Annotated in this window: 10 protein-coding genes; 5 read left to right on the forward strand and 5 right to left on the reverse strand. The window is 35.6% G+C overall.

Going from position 1 to position 14,593, the window contains the following annotated elements; translation table 11 throughout:
* Positions 1-798: 798 nt before the first annotated feature.
* The 5 genes from H6G06_RS03860 to H6G06_RS03880 form a co-directional block, all read right to left on the reverse strand.
* Positions 799-1,260, reverse strand: a complete 462-nt coding sequence (locus tag H6G06_RS03860) for a tRNA (cytidine(34)-2'-O)-methyltransferase (RefSeq protein WP_190557297.1) — start codon at positions 1,258-1,260, stop codon at positions 799-801.
* A gap of 205 nt (positions 1,261-1,465) precedes the next feature.
* Positions 1,466-2,605, reverse strand: a complete 1,140-nt coding sequence (gene gshA, locus H6G06_RS03865) for a glutamate--cysteine ligase (protein WP_190557299.1) — start codon at positions 2,603-2,605, stop codon at positions 1,466-1,468.
* Positions 2,606-2,743: 138 nt separating this feature from the next.
* Positions 2,744-3,610, reverse strand: a complete 867-nt coding sequence (locus tag H6G06_RS03870) for a hypothetical protein (RefSeq protein WP_242039590.1) — start codon at positions 3,608-3,610, stop codon at positions 2,744-2,746.
* Positions 3,576-7,898, reverse strand: coding sequence for a DEAD/DEAH box helicase (locus H6G06_RS03875; protein WP_190557303.1), 4,323 nt, complete (start codon positions 7,896-7,898; stop codon positions 3,576-3,578). The genes H6G06_RS03870 and H6G06_RS03875 overlap by 35 nt, the downstream gene beginning before the upstream one ends.
* Positions 7,899-7,954: 56 nt before the next feature.
* Positions 7,955-8,872, reverse strand: coding sequence for a histone deacetylase family protein (locus H6G06_RS03880; RefSeq protein WP_190557305.1), 918 nt, complete (start codon positions 8,870-8,872; stop codon positions 7,955-7,957).
* A gap of 431 nt (positions 8,873-9,303) precedes the next feature.
* On the opposite strand from H6G06_RS03880, the gene H6G06_RS03885 reads away from it, so the two are divergent.
* The 5 genes from H6G06_RS03885 (at position 9,304) to H6G06_RS03905 (ending at position 14,561) form a co-directional block, all read left to right on the forward strand.
* Positions 9,304-10,311, forward strand: coding sequence for a mechanosensitive ion channel family protein (locus H6G06_RS03885; protein WP_190557307.1), 1,008 nt, complete (start codon positions 9,304-9,306; stop codon positions 10,309-10,311).
* Positions 10,312-10,521: 210 nt separating this feature from the next.
* Complete coding sequence (locus H6G06_RS03890; RefSeq protein ID WP_190557309.1) at positions 10,522-11,166, forward strand: DUF4178 domain-containing protein; 645 nt, start codon at positions 10,522-10,524, stop codon at positions 11,164-11,166.
* Positions 11,167-11,174: 8 nt separating this feature from the next.
* Positions 11,175-12,635, forward strand: a complete 1,461-nt coding sequence (locus tag H6G06_RS03895; protein WP_190557310.1) for a spermine/spermidine synthase domain-containing protein — start codon at positions 11,175-11,177, stop codon at positions 12,633-12,635.
* A complete protein-coding gene (locus tag H6G06_RS03900; protein ID WP_190557312.1) occupies positions 12,632-13,699 on the forward strand; it encodes a lipid II:glycine glycyltransferase FemX in 1,068 nt (355 codons plus the stop codon). The genes H6G06_RS03895 and H6G06_RS03900 overlap by 4 nt, the downstream gene beginning before the upstream one ends.
* Entirely contained in the window at positions 13,692-14,561 is an 870-nt protein-coding gene (locus H6G06_RS03905; RefSeq protein ID WP_190557314.1) for a DUF350 domain-containing protein, read from the forward strand. Before H6G06_RS03900 ends, H6G06_RS03905 begins: the two co-directional genes overlap by 8 nt.
* The last annotated feature ends 32 nt before the right edge of the window (positions 14,562-14,593 follow it).

The raw sequence follows: 14,593 nt of genomic DNA on the forward strand, positions 1-14,593 counted from the left end.
TTTCAATGCTCGTTTCAAAGACGACCTCCTATGATCACGCTTCGCTTAACTGACCTTGATTTTTCTGTTGGATACTAATCCATAATTGAGATCACATCAAACGATAGATCAAGATCACATTCACCAGAGATACTTAGGCAAGATTAACCTGGTTCTCTGATTTAGACAAGTTCATACTTGTTAGTAAACCTTAAAATTTTTGCTTTCAATTGTCTGTTGCTACTCCTCACAAACCCAGGATTGTTCGTTCTTGACAGTTATTGGTGCTGCTTCTGCTTTCAAAGCGGGGACTAGACAAATATGATAGCTTTGCTGAGTCCACTAACGCTGTTAACATTTGCTCCGCTGCGACTTCTGAAAAAAACGATGTTCCTGCTGTAGATATTTTCTAAGTTTTTTTATCCAATCCGTCTTATCAACACGAGACTTTACGGCTTTTATTCCCTAAAAGACAACCGTACAAATTCGCAGCAACTTTTGACAGGGTTGATTGTATTTCATAATACAAATAGCTAAGATGCTTGACAGTAAATGCTTTGGCTAATTTTACCTCTGGCATAGATCATATTTCAATTCACTAAAATCTATCATTGACAACTGGCATGGAATCAAAGTTCCTATACAAATTTCTTATATGACCCTTATCCAACTAACCAGCTTTTTTTTATATGGGTTGGGAGGGTATCATAACCCGAGTCTCAGGCAGTAAGTATTACTGTAATTTTACTTAAAAATAAATACTGACAAAAACCTGTAATATCCACAACAAATAAGTCTTTCTACCTAAAACTTAGCTAACTATTGTAAATAGCCTAACTGTCGTCGTGATTCAAACAAGCTTATGGCGACACTTACGGATAGATTCAAGCTGCGAACTCCGGGTTCGTTCATGGGAATATAAAGGGTGGAATCACAGACACTGAGAACATTTGCGGGTAAACCTGTGGTTTCACTACCAAACAATAGCCAGTCATTGGCTTGAAACTGGTAATTGATATAGTTAAAACTGCCACGGACGCTAAACCCTAACAATCTACCTCCACGCTGCTGATGGATGACTTGGAATGCTTCTGGTGATTCGTGATAGTGCAGTTTGACGTAAGGCCAGTAATCTAAACCTGCTCTTTTGAGGTAGCGATCGCTAATTTCAAATCCTAAAGGACCTACCAAATGCAATTCTGTCCCTGTAGCGGCACAAGTACGGGCAATATTGCCTGTATTTGGAGGAATCTGGGGGTTAACTAAAACTACCTGGGGCATGGTCACAAAATGTTAATAATTTTATCTAACACTGTATCGTAGCTAGAAAATCTACCTAAAGGCGGATATAGACGACCTATAGGTTTTGTTAATAGGCATTCGCCACTAGGGAGATATTAGATTTTCAAAACCAAGGAAATGGGGAGGTGGGCAGGTGGGGAGATCGAAAAATTCTCACTCTCACCTGTCACCTGTCACCTAGAAATTAAGCCAAGAGGGAGGAACACAATTTGTTTTCTAGTTCCTGTTCCCGTTCTTGGGTGGCAATAATCGCCTGTTTAATGACTTGCTGGGTATCAACACCAACTTTGTGTAATTGTAACCACTGTTGGGCTTCGTTACCTGCGCGGAGAATTTTCTGTAAAGGGGAAAGGAAACAACTAAAGCCTTGTTGTTTGGCTATACCCCAAACTTCTTGATATAGCTGGTCAATCCAATCTCTGGCGAGTATGGTACTGCCATCTTGCCAATGTTGCAACGGAGCATCAAGACTAGATGTGGCCGCTGCCATTTCATTTTTGGCAGTTAAAGTAATTAGTTCTTCGGGAGAGAAACTGCTTTGAGTTAAGGGATCGATGCTGGGGTTGTCAATGATTTGTAACAACCGCGCTTCTAGTAGGGCGGTTATTGCTAATAAGGAAATGGGATCTGTGACTAAATCACAAATTCGCAGTTCTAGACGATTTAAATCATAAGGACGGCGATCGCCATTTGGTCTGACTGATGTCCACAAATGCCGAACATTTTGCATTGTTCCGGCTTGTAGCTGTCCTTCTACCCATTGAATATGATGGGCATGACTGGCAAATAAGGGTACATGACTGGGGGTTTGGGGGAAGAGTCCCCAACGGGTGGAATGATAGCCTGTGGCTTGACCATCTAAAAATGGTGATGAGGCGCTCAGGGCAAGGTATAGGGGTGCTTCTGTGCGGATGACTCGACAGGCACGCATTAATATTTCTGGATCGGGGATGCCAATATTAATATGTACACTGGCAGTAACAACTTTTGTGCCGTAGGTTTGCTCAATGTAGTCATGATAGGGGTGGGTGGGGTCAGAACGGTAAAAGCGATCGCTCCCACCCAAGGACAGGGTACTGCCTGGTATTAATGTGTAATTATCCAATCGCTGCAAATATTTACGCAACTGTTGCCGAGGACGCAATAAGCCACACAATTGATTTTCGTAATTGGTGGACGGATTGGTTATGTATTCTACGTTGCGGCTATCTGGCTCCCGCATAAAACCTTGCAACTCTGTAACAATTTTGTCGGAGAGACCAACAATTTCACCTTGAGGTGTGCCAGTATACATCTCAATCTCAAAGCCTTTTGATAAGACCACTTTATTTCGCTCCTTGGCTCTCCTAATTTCCATAAATTGTATCAAATTTAACGATTTTTTGCATTTGGGAATTGGGGACTGGGGACTGGGGACTGGGGACTGGGAGCAGGGGGAGAATAACAACTTACCAATTACTAATTATGAATTTCTCTGTTTCAAAATAGCTTCTCGTGCAGAATTGATAATTTCATTTGACAAGTCACATAATGATTGCAAGGATATTTTGCCTTCATTTAGTAGGGAGCTTACCCTAGTTGATGCTGTCTCTAAAATTCGCTTACCGCTGCGGATTTGAATATTTAACTTATCTTCTATTACATCAAAAATAACAAACAGCGATATGGTTTTCCAAAATAGTTTACTTGGTGGTATCACTTTAAAAGCAGTGACTATTTTTCCCTCTTCTGGTATATGAAATTTTAAGCTCGCATCCTGAATAAATTGCTGGATTTCTGCCAGTTTTAATGAAGAAAGCTGGTTTATTTTTTGTTCAATATTTAAAAAGGTTGCTAAATCAGGCAGGTTGACAATAACATCATTTAAAGATTCAGATTGAAAACTCAATTGTTCATTTAAAGAGTCAGTTATTGCAAAAATTTGCACTGCATAAGGTGGTTGAGGCACAGTTCCTCTTTCATAAAATAAACGTCCTTCGGCAGTAACTGTAATGGGTGATTTTACCGCCAAAGTTTGTAATGACTGAAGAGTAGAAATCGTACTGTGTACAAATACAGAATCAAGCCCAAGTATAGAAGCTAATTCATCTGCTGTAGGTGGTGTTTCAAATTCTATCCCAGCGCGAATTATAAACTCTTCCAGGACGTTTAATTGCCGGGGTTCTTTAATTGTTAATTCTACCGTATTTTGACACAGGCTATAGCGAAACTGACGTGCAGCAAAAACTGATAAACTAGGATTTTCAGTTTCAATTTTTGTGACTATATTTTTGAGATGATCATCAATAGGTCGATTAACAGAAGCAGGAAACATCAATAAAACCTCCATGATGATCAACAATGTTTGCCACTTCCGAGTACATACTACCAACTGTACCTGCTTTACTGGTAAATAAATCGTGGCAACCAACAATTACTAGTAATTCCTGAGCGCGAGAAAAAGCCACATTCACCCGTTCTGGCTTTTTAGCAAATCCCACATCTCCTTGATGATTATTCCGCACCATACTGACAATTACTACAGGTCTTTCCATCCCTTGAAATCTATCAACTGTACCTGTTCTAATTTGCAATGAAGGGAAAAGTTCAGATTGAAGACGTTCATCAATTTTTCTCAATTGAGCGCCATAAAATGTAATTACTGCTATTTCTTTTTTAGCTTCCCCATTAGCAACTCTAGAATTCCAAACATTTTCAAACTGCTGACATATTTTTTCAATGACATCAATTTCTTTAAGGTTAAAAAATGAAGTTCCCAGACGTTCTTCTTGAAATTCATTTTCTCTGGGCATTTTCACCCAAGTTAGATGATGCTCTGGTTGAATTATTTCCCCTGCTAAATTATGAGCGCGTTTGTTGTCAGGTTCTAAAATACCACATTCTAATTTACCATCATAAAATTGATTTATTGCCCCCATGATGTTGGGGTGCATTCGATATTGGGTATTGAGCATTTGTTTGATGCTATTATCAGCAGTTTCAAATTGAAACTTAAATAATGATTCTTCTAAAAATTGCATTTCTTCTCTTGTATGACCAATTGTTGCAGCAACTTCTTCGACCGTGCTAGTATCAAGCATTGGTGGTAATTGTCGGTGATCTCCTACCATGACTAATTTTTTAGCTTTCAAAGCAGGAATTAATAATTCTGGTGGAGTACATTTACTAACTTCATCAATAATGACAACATCAAAATACTTGAATTCTTCAGAAAAATTGTAATTTGCAGCTTGAACGCAGGTGATACCAACGACGTTAGCATTATCTAAATAAATCTGTCTTAAGTCGTTACTATCTCTTTCTGAAGGTTGACGTAGTTTTGTAATCCAATCTTGGACAAAGTTTTGATATTTTTGCAGATAAGTTTCTTCATTTTCTAGTTGTTGCTGCCAAATGTCAAACCTGGTTTTAACTGTGTTCAAAAATTCTAGATTAAATAAATCATTTTCTGGTTTTTTAGGTTTAAATTTATTAGGTATTTCTTGCCAAATTAAATCCCACCAGTTTCTTTCTGTGATTAAATCATCGGGTATTTGCAATTTTAACTGTTGGTCTAGTTCATTTAATTTGCTTTGGGAAATTTCAAGTTTTTGCAAAGATGTTTTGGCTGATTTTTTCAGTTTTACTAACTCTTCCTTTAATGAGTCTTTAATAATTTCTAAGATAGCAAAAGCATCTAATGAGGAAGTTAAAGTTTCAATCTGAGTGATGGAAGTTTCCCAAAGCTTGACCTGCTTGGCAAATTCTTGATGCTGTTCCCAAATATTTGATTGTGTGGACAGATATTGTTGTGTGAGGTTACGTAATTCTAAAGGTAAATTTTGTTTTTTATTCAGTTCTTGCAAAATATTCACAACTCGTTCAAGTTGAAAATTAGCATCTTGACTAGCTTTTTCTACCTGAGATTGAGTTGCTAATATTTGTTCTTGGGTAATACCATTTTTGGGAAGTTGATCTAATTGTTTTTGTTGAGTTTGTAAAATCTTAAGCTGCTGTTCAGCTTCGGTTTTGACTTTTATAACGCATTGACGAGCATTTGCAAGAATGGTATCTAGTAATTCTTGGGTAATTCGAGTTAGAGTAGAGTCGATGTTATTCAATTCATAAGATGATCCATAGGCTTTTTGCAATTTAATTAAGAAAGATTGGGTATTTTCAACCAGCAATTTCCGCTGTTTAGAGGTGAGTAATTGATAATTTTCAAATTGTTGGTAAGTTTCCTGCCATTTGGTGCGATCGCTCTTTTCTAACACTATGGGAATTTGACTAAAATTTTGTTGTAAAAAATAACTGAAATTATGCTGTTTACCCTGTCTATCAGTAAATTTGCCCTCTATTTCGTAAGAAATAGCCTTGGTTAATAATTCCCATTCTGGAAGCTTAATTTGATAAATCTTTGGTAAAATTTGTAATTTTAAATTATTAGCAAACATCAACAAACCAAGTGGTAGATTTAGCATATTATCTGTTAGTTTTAAATCAGAATGCTGACAATCTTTCAAAACTTGATAAATATGTGTATAAGCTGTAGTTTTCCATTCTCTAACTGCTTCGATAAGATAATCAATTTCTCGTTTACGGTTTTCCCAAATTTGAATGGTTGGTTGTAAACTTTGTCCTTGATTAAGAAATTGTTGATACTCTATTTGTAATTGATGCAAATATGCAGAATTTTGTTTAAAAACATTGACTAATGTTGTCAATTCAGACATAGCTGTATTTGCATCATTAGCATAAATCAATGCTGGTTTAAATTCATAAATTTCAGGTACTATAGTTTCACATAACCAAACCGCTAAACCAAATGCACCACGCGCAGGACGAACAAAACCAAGCTCATCTGTATATTTGATAGCTTGACGTACATTTTCCCGGAAATTTTCTACTAGCTTATTTTCTACTGTATAAGGTTGAAGACGGGGTAAAAAATCTTTAATTTCTGAGTCGTCCCAATTTATATTTTGTGGTTTTTTGAAAAGATGCTTTAATCCATGAATTAGCGATTCTATTTCATCTTTATTTGCTAACACTTCATTGTAAACTATTTCTTGAGTTTGGCAAAGCTCCTCTAACTTTATTTTTTCTTCCTTTAATTCATTTTGTTGCTGATTGAATTCTGCTTCAGATTTTAAATAATCTGTAAATCGCTGTGATGATACTAATAATTGCTGGAGAATGTGGATATTTTCTCGACGTTGAGTAAGATTATTTTCGCAGTCGGTAGCGGTATTTTCTAACCATCTGTCAATTACTTGATCTTCTAAAAATGCTTGTCCTTCTTCCCCAACTCTTTCTGCTTTTCCTTTTCTAACAGCGCGAATGACTGGGTTATGAACCAATCTACTCAAAGCATTGTCAACGGCTAAATTCGCTTGAGAAGTAATCAATGTGCGACCACCACGCAAAGCAATTTGATAGCAAATCTCCGCAATTACGGTAGTTTTACCTGTACCTGGTGGTCCTTGAATCAAAACTAAATCTTCTGCTGAAAGCACCTTTTCTACAGAGTTTTTTTGACCTGAATTGGCAGCAGATAATAATAAGTCTTTGGCTTTAAGTTTGACGGTTTTTTTAATAGGTCTGGCTTGGGAAGCGTCAAATAAAAAGTCACCTAAATAGGGGTTTTGGGTGCGTCCTTGTCTTAATTGTTCCAAGGCTTTTTCTTTGCGTTCAATCTGTTTAATATCACCAGCAGCATCAAAAAACAAATATCCTTTTGTTGGTAGTTGATAATTTCCTGCTGCTATATATGCAACTAAATCGCGCTCAATTTTGATGTGAACAAGATTATTTTTTGGATCAACTTTTTCAATAGTTCCTAGTTGACGACTGGTACGACGATTTCTTTCTGTAGGTACAGTATCAGAAAATTTGATATCTTGATTTTTTGCCTTTTTTACCCGTTCCCAAAAGTTTTCTACATCTAAATAATTTTCTTCTGAACCATCAAGAGTAGCTGAATTAATATTAATTTTTAAGGCAACTTCTTTTTTATTTGATTGATAGTTTGAGTTGATGAAGTTTACACAAAATTGTCGGGCTTTAGCGATGCGTTCTTCAACTTTTAAAAATGCTTTCCATGCTTGTAATTGATCTTCTGTTGGTACATGATTACCGCATATTGGCATCTTGGCTATTTGTGCCAATATCTTGGGAGAAATATCGACAGGATCATGATGATTAGGAACTAACTGCAAGCGTAAAGGTAAAGCATAAGCATCAGCTTGTCCCCGTGCAGGTTGTAATAAATAAGCTGAAAGAATCTTTAAACCGCCAGTTCCATTTTTTTTGACTGCTGCTCTAAATCCCAAAGTTTTCTTTAGCTCTTTTAATCTTTTGGGTAGTTTAAATTCACTTTCATCTGTAGCTATGGTTAAATCCCAAATTTCTTCTCCTGTTTCTTTTCCTGTACCTTGACGACGAATATAAAATAGGCTAGGTTGTTTACCTACACATTCAAAAATCAATTCGTGGGCGCGTTCTTTTCTTTCTCGAAATTCGGGATAAAGTTTAACTGTTTCTTGACCTTCAAAGTTCCGAATTAAACTATCAATTGTTGAATTTAATAAGCTGTAACCCCAGGTTTCTGAGTTGTTGTTTTTTTGGAAATTTGACATGGATGCTCCTGGATTTTTTTTCTCACACAGAGGAAGATGTTGGTTGATTTTTGAGGTTAAAGATGAAATTGCTGATAAACTTGAGTTGCGGCTCGATGTAATAGAGAATGTCTCCAAACAAGGGATTTCATATCATCTGCATAACCACCACCAATAACGCAAGCTACTGGATAACCTGCACTAACACAGGTGGTTAAAACTTGCATTTCTCGGCGAAAAATTCCTGTGTCTGTTAGGGCTAGTTTGCCAAGTTTATCATCCATATGGGTGTCAACTCCAGCGTCATAAAATACTATATCTGGTTTAATTTCTGATAATAAATCTGGCAGGTAATTAGCTAAAGTTTGTAAATAAGCATCGTCTTCCATTCCTAGTGGTAAAGAAACATCTAAATCACTTTTTTGTTTGGTACCAGGGAAGTTGATTTCGCAGTGCATGGAAAATGTAAAAATGCTGTCATCATTTTGAAATATAAAGGCGGTTCCATCTCCTTGATGTACGTCTAAATCGACTATTAAAATCTTTTTGGCAAGTCCTAATTTTTGAAGGACGCGGGAAGCAACTGCCAAATCGTTGAAAATGCAAAAACCAGATCCATAATCAGGAAAAGCATGATGAGTTCCACCCGCAGTATTACAAGCTAAACCTTGATTTATTGCTAATTTGGCTGTTAGTATTGTCCCACCTAGCGCGACACAGGTACGATTTACTAAAGCTGGACTCCAAGGTAAACCGATGCGTCTTTGTGCTTTTGGTTCTAATGTTCCTTCGCAGTAAGCTTGCACATAGTTGGGGGTGTGGACTAACTCAATTAATTCTTGTGGTGGACGTTCAGGAATGTGAAACTGTTCTGGATGTGCTACCCTTTCACCTAACAGCAGTTCATACAGTTGTCGGAATTTAGACATGGGGAAGCGATGCCCAGGCGGTAAAGGCGCAATATAATCTAGATGGTAAATAATTGGCAAATCCATTACTTAGGTGAGGTAAACCGAGAGATTTGTACGTCAACAACTACTGAGAATAAGTCTAAGAAATCAGTCTAAAGTCAGATTGTGATCAACAGAAATTTAATTTATTAATTTTTTTATGTCATAAAAATAACCAGGTTAGAAGTATTTCTTTGGTTATAGTAATCTTATCTGCAATGTTTTATGACTGCTATAATCATGTATTATATTTTTTGGGTAAGATGACTATTATACAGTATACATAGATTTTGGTTTACAATTACATTTTTACCCCACCTCTATACTGTGACGCAAAAGCTAAAAATATAACTTACCTGACTTTGACAATATTTTCGGCTGATTTTCTGGCAAATAACAAGGTAAAATTTAGCGGGCATAATTTACTAATGCTGATATCCTAATTTTAAGTTGTCAATTCCGAATTAACTATTACTATGATGCAGTGGATTATACCCCTTATATTTATTATTGTTGGCTTTCTGGCTGGCATAATTGGCGAAAAAGTTATTTTTAAGAAAATTCAAACATTTGTTATTAATAAACAAATTCCTGGCAGTACGATTATATTTCAGTCACTGCATAGAATGACCTTTATTTGGTTTGTTCTAGCAGGTTTTTTTGGCGCTATTCTTAGTTCTCCTGTCAAGCCAGATATTGCTAATGTTCTGCAAAAAATTCTGACTATAATTTTACTGTATTCAGTGACGTTAGTCTTAGCTAGACTAACATCTGGCTTTGTAAATTTATTTGTCCAAAGAACGGAAGGCGTTCCTACATCGCTACTATCTAACCTCGCTAAAACTATTGTTTTAGTTTTGGGAACATTAATCCTTTTGCAAACTGTGGGTATTGAAATTACTCCCATAGTTACTACATTGGGAATTGGAGGTTTAGCTGTAGGTTTAGCTCTTCAAGATACTTTGGCTAATTTATTTTCTGGTTTTTATTTGGTTATTTCTAAGCAGGTGCGAACTGGAGATTATGTAAAATTAGATGATGGTAATCAGGGTTATGTCACAGATATTACCTGGCGAAATACGACGATTAAGGAAATTTCCAATAATGTGATCATTGTTCCTAATTCTAAGTTGGCTTCGGCAATTTTTACTAATTATCATCTACCTGCAAAAGAAATTACTTTAACTATGAATGTAGGTGTTAGTTATGATAGCGATTTGGAATTAGTGGAAAGAGTGACTGTAGAAGTTGCTAAAGAAGTTATGCAGGAAATTGCACCGGAATTAATTAAAATTGAACCTTATATTAGGTTTCACACTTTCAATGATTGTAGTATAGACTATACACTCTATATGCGTGTCAGTGAATATTTTGATCAGCGTATTGGTAAACATTTGTTTGTGAAAAAGTTACACAAACGCTATCAACAAGAAGGAATTCAAATTCCCTTTCCTATCCGAGATGTTTATATGCATGGAAGTTGAATTAATTTTAATTCATTTAATTCAGAGTTTACCCAGATCCCCGACTTCTTTGAGAAGTAGGGGATCTAAAATTAAATTTGTATTTTCTTATACTGGTATTATTGTGTAAAGTGATTTAAAATTCTCTAGCAAAAAACTAGGAATAGATTATATAGTGATGTAACTCTCAACTCGGTTGTGAAAGTTACAGTTATTCATGGTTGAACCTGTATGTATACAGTTGATATTGAAACTCAACTTCATGGCTTGCGTCCGGGCGATCGCGTCATGTATTCTAGTGTAGACTGGGATATAAAAGATTACAGCACCTATCAAGACCCTCAAGGTTATCAAACAGATGAATGGTTGTTAGTATCATCAGGTGGGTCAGAATATTACTTATTGCGAGAATATGACCCCACGGAAGAACTTAATTCTGTAACTTGGTATATCTCCAATTTGTTGGAAAATGTGCATTTATATCTGCCAGACTCTAAAGAAGATATAGTACCTAGATTATGGCAGGAAATGCAAGCATTAACTACACCCTATCCAGAATTGAAACTTTTTTATAAGTCCTATTATTTCGATTCGCAAACTGAAGGAAGTTATGATGCTAAAGGAAAAACAAAATCTCGAATTACTTGGGATTATTGGGACAAGGACGATTTTACTAACTTAGCAATAGAAGCTTTTTCTGATCGAACATTAGATATTTACTCAACTAAAGTAGTCAAGCCTAAAGAATTTTCCAAGATTCAAAAAGGTGTGGGTCCACAACGTCAGATGACAATTTTTACCAGTCCTTTAATGACTGAGTTAATACTGGCAATTATAGTTTTTTCAACTGGTATATTATTAATTATATTTGGGTAAAGGTTTTTATGTCTACTTCCTTATTTATTGAAGACTATCATGATGGTATTGCCTTTTATATCAATGGAGATTTGCAGTTTGATAGTGCTGATGAGGCAATTTATCATGAACATCTGGTAATCCCTGCTATATCTTTAGCAATACAAAGATTTCCTGATACAGATTTACGGGTTTTGATTTGTGGGGGTGGTGATGGTTTAGCTGCTAGGGATGTACTCCGTTTTGAGCAAGTTAAAAAAATTGATTTAGTAGACTATAATCCAGATGTAATTGAATTAGCCAACACAGTATTTAAACCTTATAATTTAGGCAGTTTAGAACATGATAAAGTAACTGTCTACACTCAAGAAGCTTTTAGATTTGCTAGAGAATTGGCTGATGATTGTTATCATGTTATAATTTGTGATTTCACCTGTCCTAATTCTTCTGAAGAAGCGAGAATCTATAGTCAGGAATGGTTTCAAGAAGTTAACCGCATTTTAATTACCTCTGGAATACTTGCTGTCAATGGTGTTTCACCAACAAGAAATAATCAAGCTTTTTGGTGTTTGTATCAAACATTGTTATCAGTAAATTTATTCACTAAACCCTTACAAATTGAGATTCCCTCATTTCGTGGACATGGTTATGGTAATTGGGGTTTCTTTTTGGGTTCATCACAGGGTATTCTGAGGACAGAAATTGAAAATATCTATTTTCCCACTAATTTAAATTATTTAACACGGGAAAATCTATTGCAAGTCTTTATATTTGAGGAATCAATAGCAGCATTTCGTCATCAAGTAACTATTCACACTCTGGAAAATGAACAGTTATTTTATTATCTTTTGAATTATCACGCTCAATCAGAAAATCTAACTTTAACTTCAGGTGAATATCTTAATTTTTTAGATATTGAGGAACAGGTAAATGCAGAAATAGAAAATATTAATTCCTTGGATTTGGAAACTGTAGCTAAGTTTTGGTTAGAAAATATTTATGCTGCTCCCGATGTGGAAAAAGACTTACCAGATATCAATCAATTTTTACCAGTACGCCATCCCTACCATGACCCTAAGATGACAACATCTTGGTTAGATAATCTCCAAGAATTATTATCGGAAATAGACCTAAAAGAATTACTCAATAGTTTACTATCTAGAGCGCAGGAATTACCACCACAAATTGCTAGTGAATTAAAAAATTTAGCTGATAAAGTTAAGTCTAATCAGCCTTTAGGACAGCTAAATCCCAAAATGGTTGAATTTATTACTTTGTTATCTATAACGCTATTAATGGCTAATCTAGTAGCACCGGATTCGGTATTTGCTAAAGGTTCATATTATGGTGGTGGTGGTCGTAGTAGTAGCAGTAGTAGTAGTTATGGGGGTGGTGATTCTGATTGGAAAGGTTTAGGTTTTGTATTAACTTATCTTGGAGGTTATTGGTTATATAGCATTATCAGACGTTGGCAGAATAGTAATAAATGAAAATTAATAACATTAACAATTATTTTCAAACTTCATCAGTTAATAACAGTTTATCCTTTACTGTTAGAGAATTGAACAATTCCGAAATTACAAGTTGGGATTTGCTGGTTAAATCTTCTCAATTTGGTTGTTTTATGCAAACTTCCATTTGGGCTGATTTTAAGGAATTAGAAGGTTATAAAACATTTCGCTATGGATTATTCAGTAATGATGAATTGGTGGGTGGGTGGATTTATTATTTATATCCCCATACCAATAAAGCCAATTTATTATTTACTCCTGGTGGTCCTATTTTACCAAAAAATAATCCAGAAATAGGTATGCAGTTATTGTTAGAGAAAGGGGAGATTTTAGCACGAGAACAGGGTGCAATAGCTCTCCGAATTGAACCATTATGGCAGGAAAAACCTGATTATATCAAAAGTTTTGTTCGCGCACCTGCTGACTTATTACCCTGTGAAACTTTGTTAGTTGATTTACGTCCAAATATAGATGAAATTTTAGCATCTATGAAACCAAAAGGGCGTTACAATATTCGCCTGAGTCAACGTTATGGCGTAGAAATTGAATTTAGTAATGATTCCCCAAATATTCCTTTATTCTATGATTTGTTTTGGGAAACTGTAGAACGTAAAGAGTTTTTTGGTGAACCCTACGGTTTTTTTATTAATCTCTGTCAAACTTTATTTAAAGAGAATATGGCAGAAATTGGTTTAGCCACTTGGAATGGAGAAATATTAGCTGCCATTTTAGTAGTCTATTGTGGTCAGACTGCAACTTATTTATATGGTGGTAGTAGCTTATTACATAGACAAGTAATGGCAAATTATGGCTTACATTGGCAAGCTATCCAAAGGGCAAAACTGCGCGGTTGTCAAGTTTACGATTTCTATGGTTTTACTAGTGACAGTAATCACGGTTATGCGAAATTTTCTCAGTTTAAAAGTCAGTTTGGCGGTACACATATCAAAACTATTGGCGCTCATGATTACTTTTTCTATGACCAATTAGCAGATACATTAATTAGTTTATTTCAAAAGTTATCAGGTGGTGAAAATGAATGAAATCATGATCAATTTTTTCAATCAATCAGGTATTATTATTATAGAATTACTGGTTGGTTTTGGACTGTTTTGGGTAGGTCAATTAGCTTATCAAAAGTTATTTCGTACACGCTTAGAATTAAATTTAGAACTGTTTGTTAAAGATAATCCTGCTGTGGCTATTGCTTTGGTAGGTTATTATTTTGGTATTGTCATTGCTTTGGGTGGGGTTTTAGGACAAAGTGCTGTTAATTGGCAAGATAGAATTATTAATTTAGCTGCCTATGGTGCAACAGTAATTATATTTATGTTAGCTGGTGCATGGGTAGGTGATAAATTTATTTTACGTCAGTTTAATTGTGAACGGGAAATTATTCAAGATAGAAATTTGGGTGCTGCTAATGTGGAAGCAGGAAATCACATTGCTAATGGCTTAATTTTAAATTCTGCGTTATCTGGTGAAAGTGGTGGTTGGTGGGTATCTTTGGTTTGTTGGTTAATAGGGTTGCTTGTACTTGTTGTAGTCAGTTCTCTTTATCCCCGTGTGACTAAATATAATGTATTTGCAGAAATAGAAAAACGCAATAACCCCGCTGCTGGTGTCGCTTTAGCAGGGTTATTAATTGCTACTGGTAATATTGTGAGAGTGGCTTTTTATCCGGAGTTTACCAATTGGTTGGTTAGTTTTACTCAATATGGTTTAACTCTAGTATTTTGCTTGCTTTCTTTAGTCGGAATTCGTTGGTTAGCAGATTTGATTTTAGTTCCTGGTGTGAAAATTTCTGATGAAATTGTTAATCAAGAAATACCTAATGTGGGTGCTGGTTTAATAGAGGCTTTTGCTTATATTGCTGCTTCTTTTTTAATTGCTTGGTGTTTTTAACAGTTAGGGGTTTAGGGGTGTACCTGATGTTG

The sequence above is a fragment of the Anabaena sphaerica FACHB-251 genome (assembly GCF_014696825.1).
GTDB lineage: Bacteria > Cyanobacteriota > Cyanobacteriia > Cyanobacteriales > Nostocaceae > RDYJ01.

What these genes read in the sequence shown, in the direction of transcription:
- H6G06_RS03900 (WP_190557312.1), top strand. Translation starts at nt 12,632, where the DNA reads ATGAAAATTAATAACATTAACAATTATTTTCAAACTTCATCAGTTAAT.
- H6G06_RS03860 (WP_190557297.1), bottom strand. Translation starts at nt 1,260, where the DNA reads ATGCCCCAGGTAGTTTTAGTTAACCCCCAGATTCCTCCAAATACAGGC.
- H6G06_RS03905 (WP_190557314.1), top strand. Translation starts at nt 13,692, where the DNA reads ATGAATGAAATCATGATCAATTTTTTCAATCAATCAGGTATTATTATT.
- H6G06_RS03875 (WP_190557303.1), bottom strand. Translation starts at nt 7,898, where the DNA reads ATGTCAAATTTCCAAAAAAACAACAACTCAGAAACCTGGGGTTACAGC.
- H6G06_RS03895 (WP_190557310.1), top strand. Translation starts at nt 11,175, where the DNA reads ATGTCTACTTCCTTATTTATTGAAGACTATCATGATGGTATTGCCTTT.
- H6G06_RS03885 (WP_190557307.1), top strand. Translation starts at nt 9,304, where the DNA reads ATGATGCAGTGGATTATACCCCTTATATTTATTATTGTTGGCTTTCTG.
- H6G06_RS03870 (WP_242039590.1), bottom strand. Translation starts at nt 3,610, where the DNA reads ATGGAGGTTTTATTGATGTTTCCTGCTTCTGTTAATCGACCTATTGAT.
- H6G06_RS03890 (WP_190557309.1), top strand. Translation starts at nt 10,522, where the DNA reads ATGTATACAGTTGATATTGAAACTCAACTTCATGGCTTGCGTCCGGGC.
- H6G06_RS03880 (WP_190557305.1), bottom strand. Translation starts at nt 8,872, where the DNA reads ATGGATTTGCCAATTATTTACCATCTAGATTATATTGCGCCTTTACCG.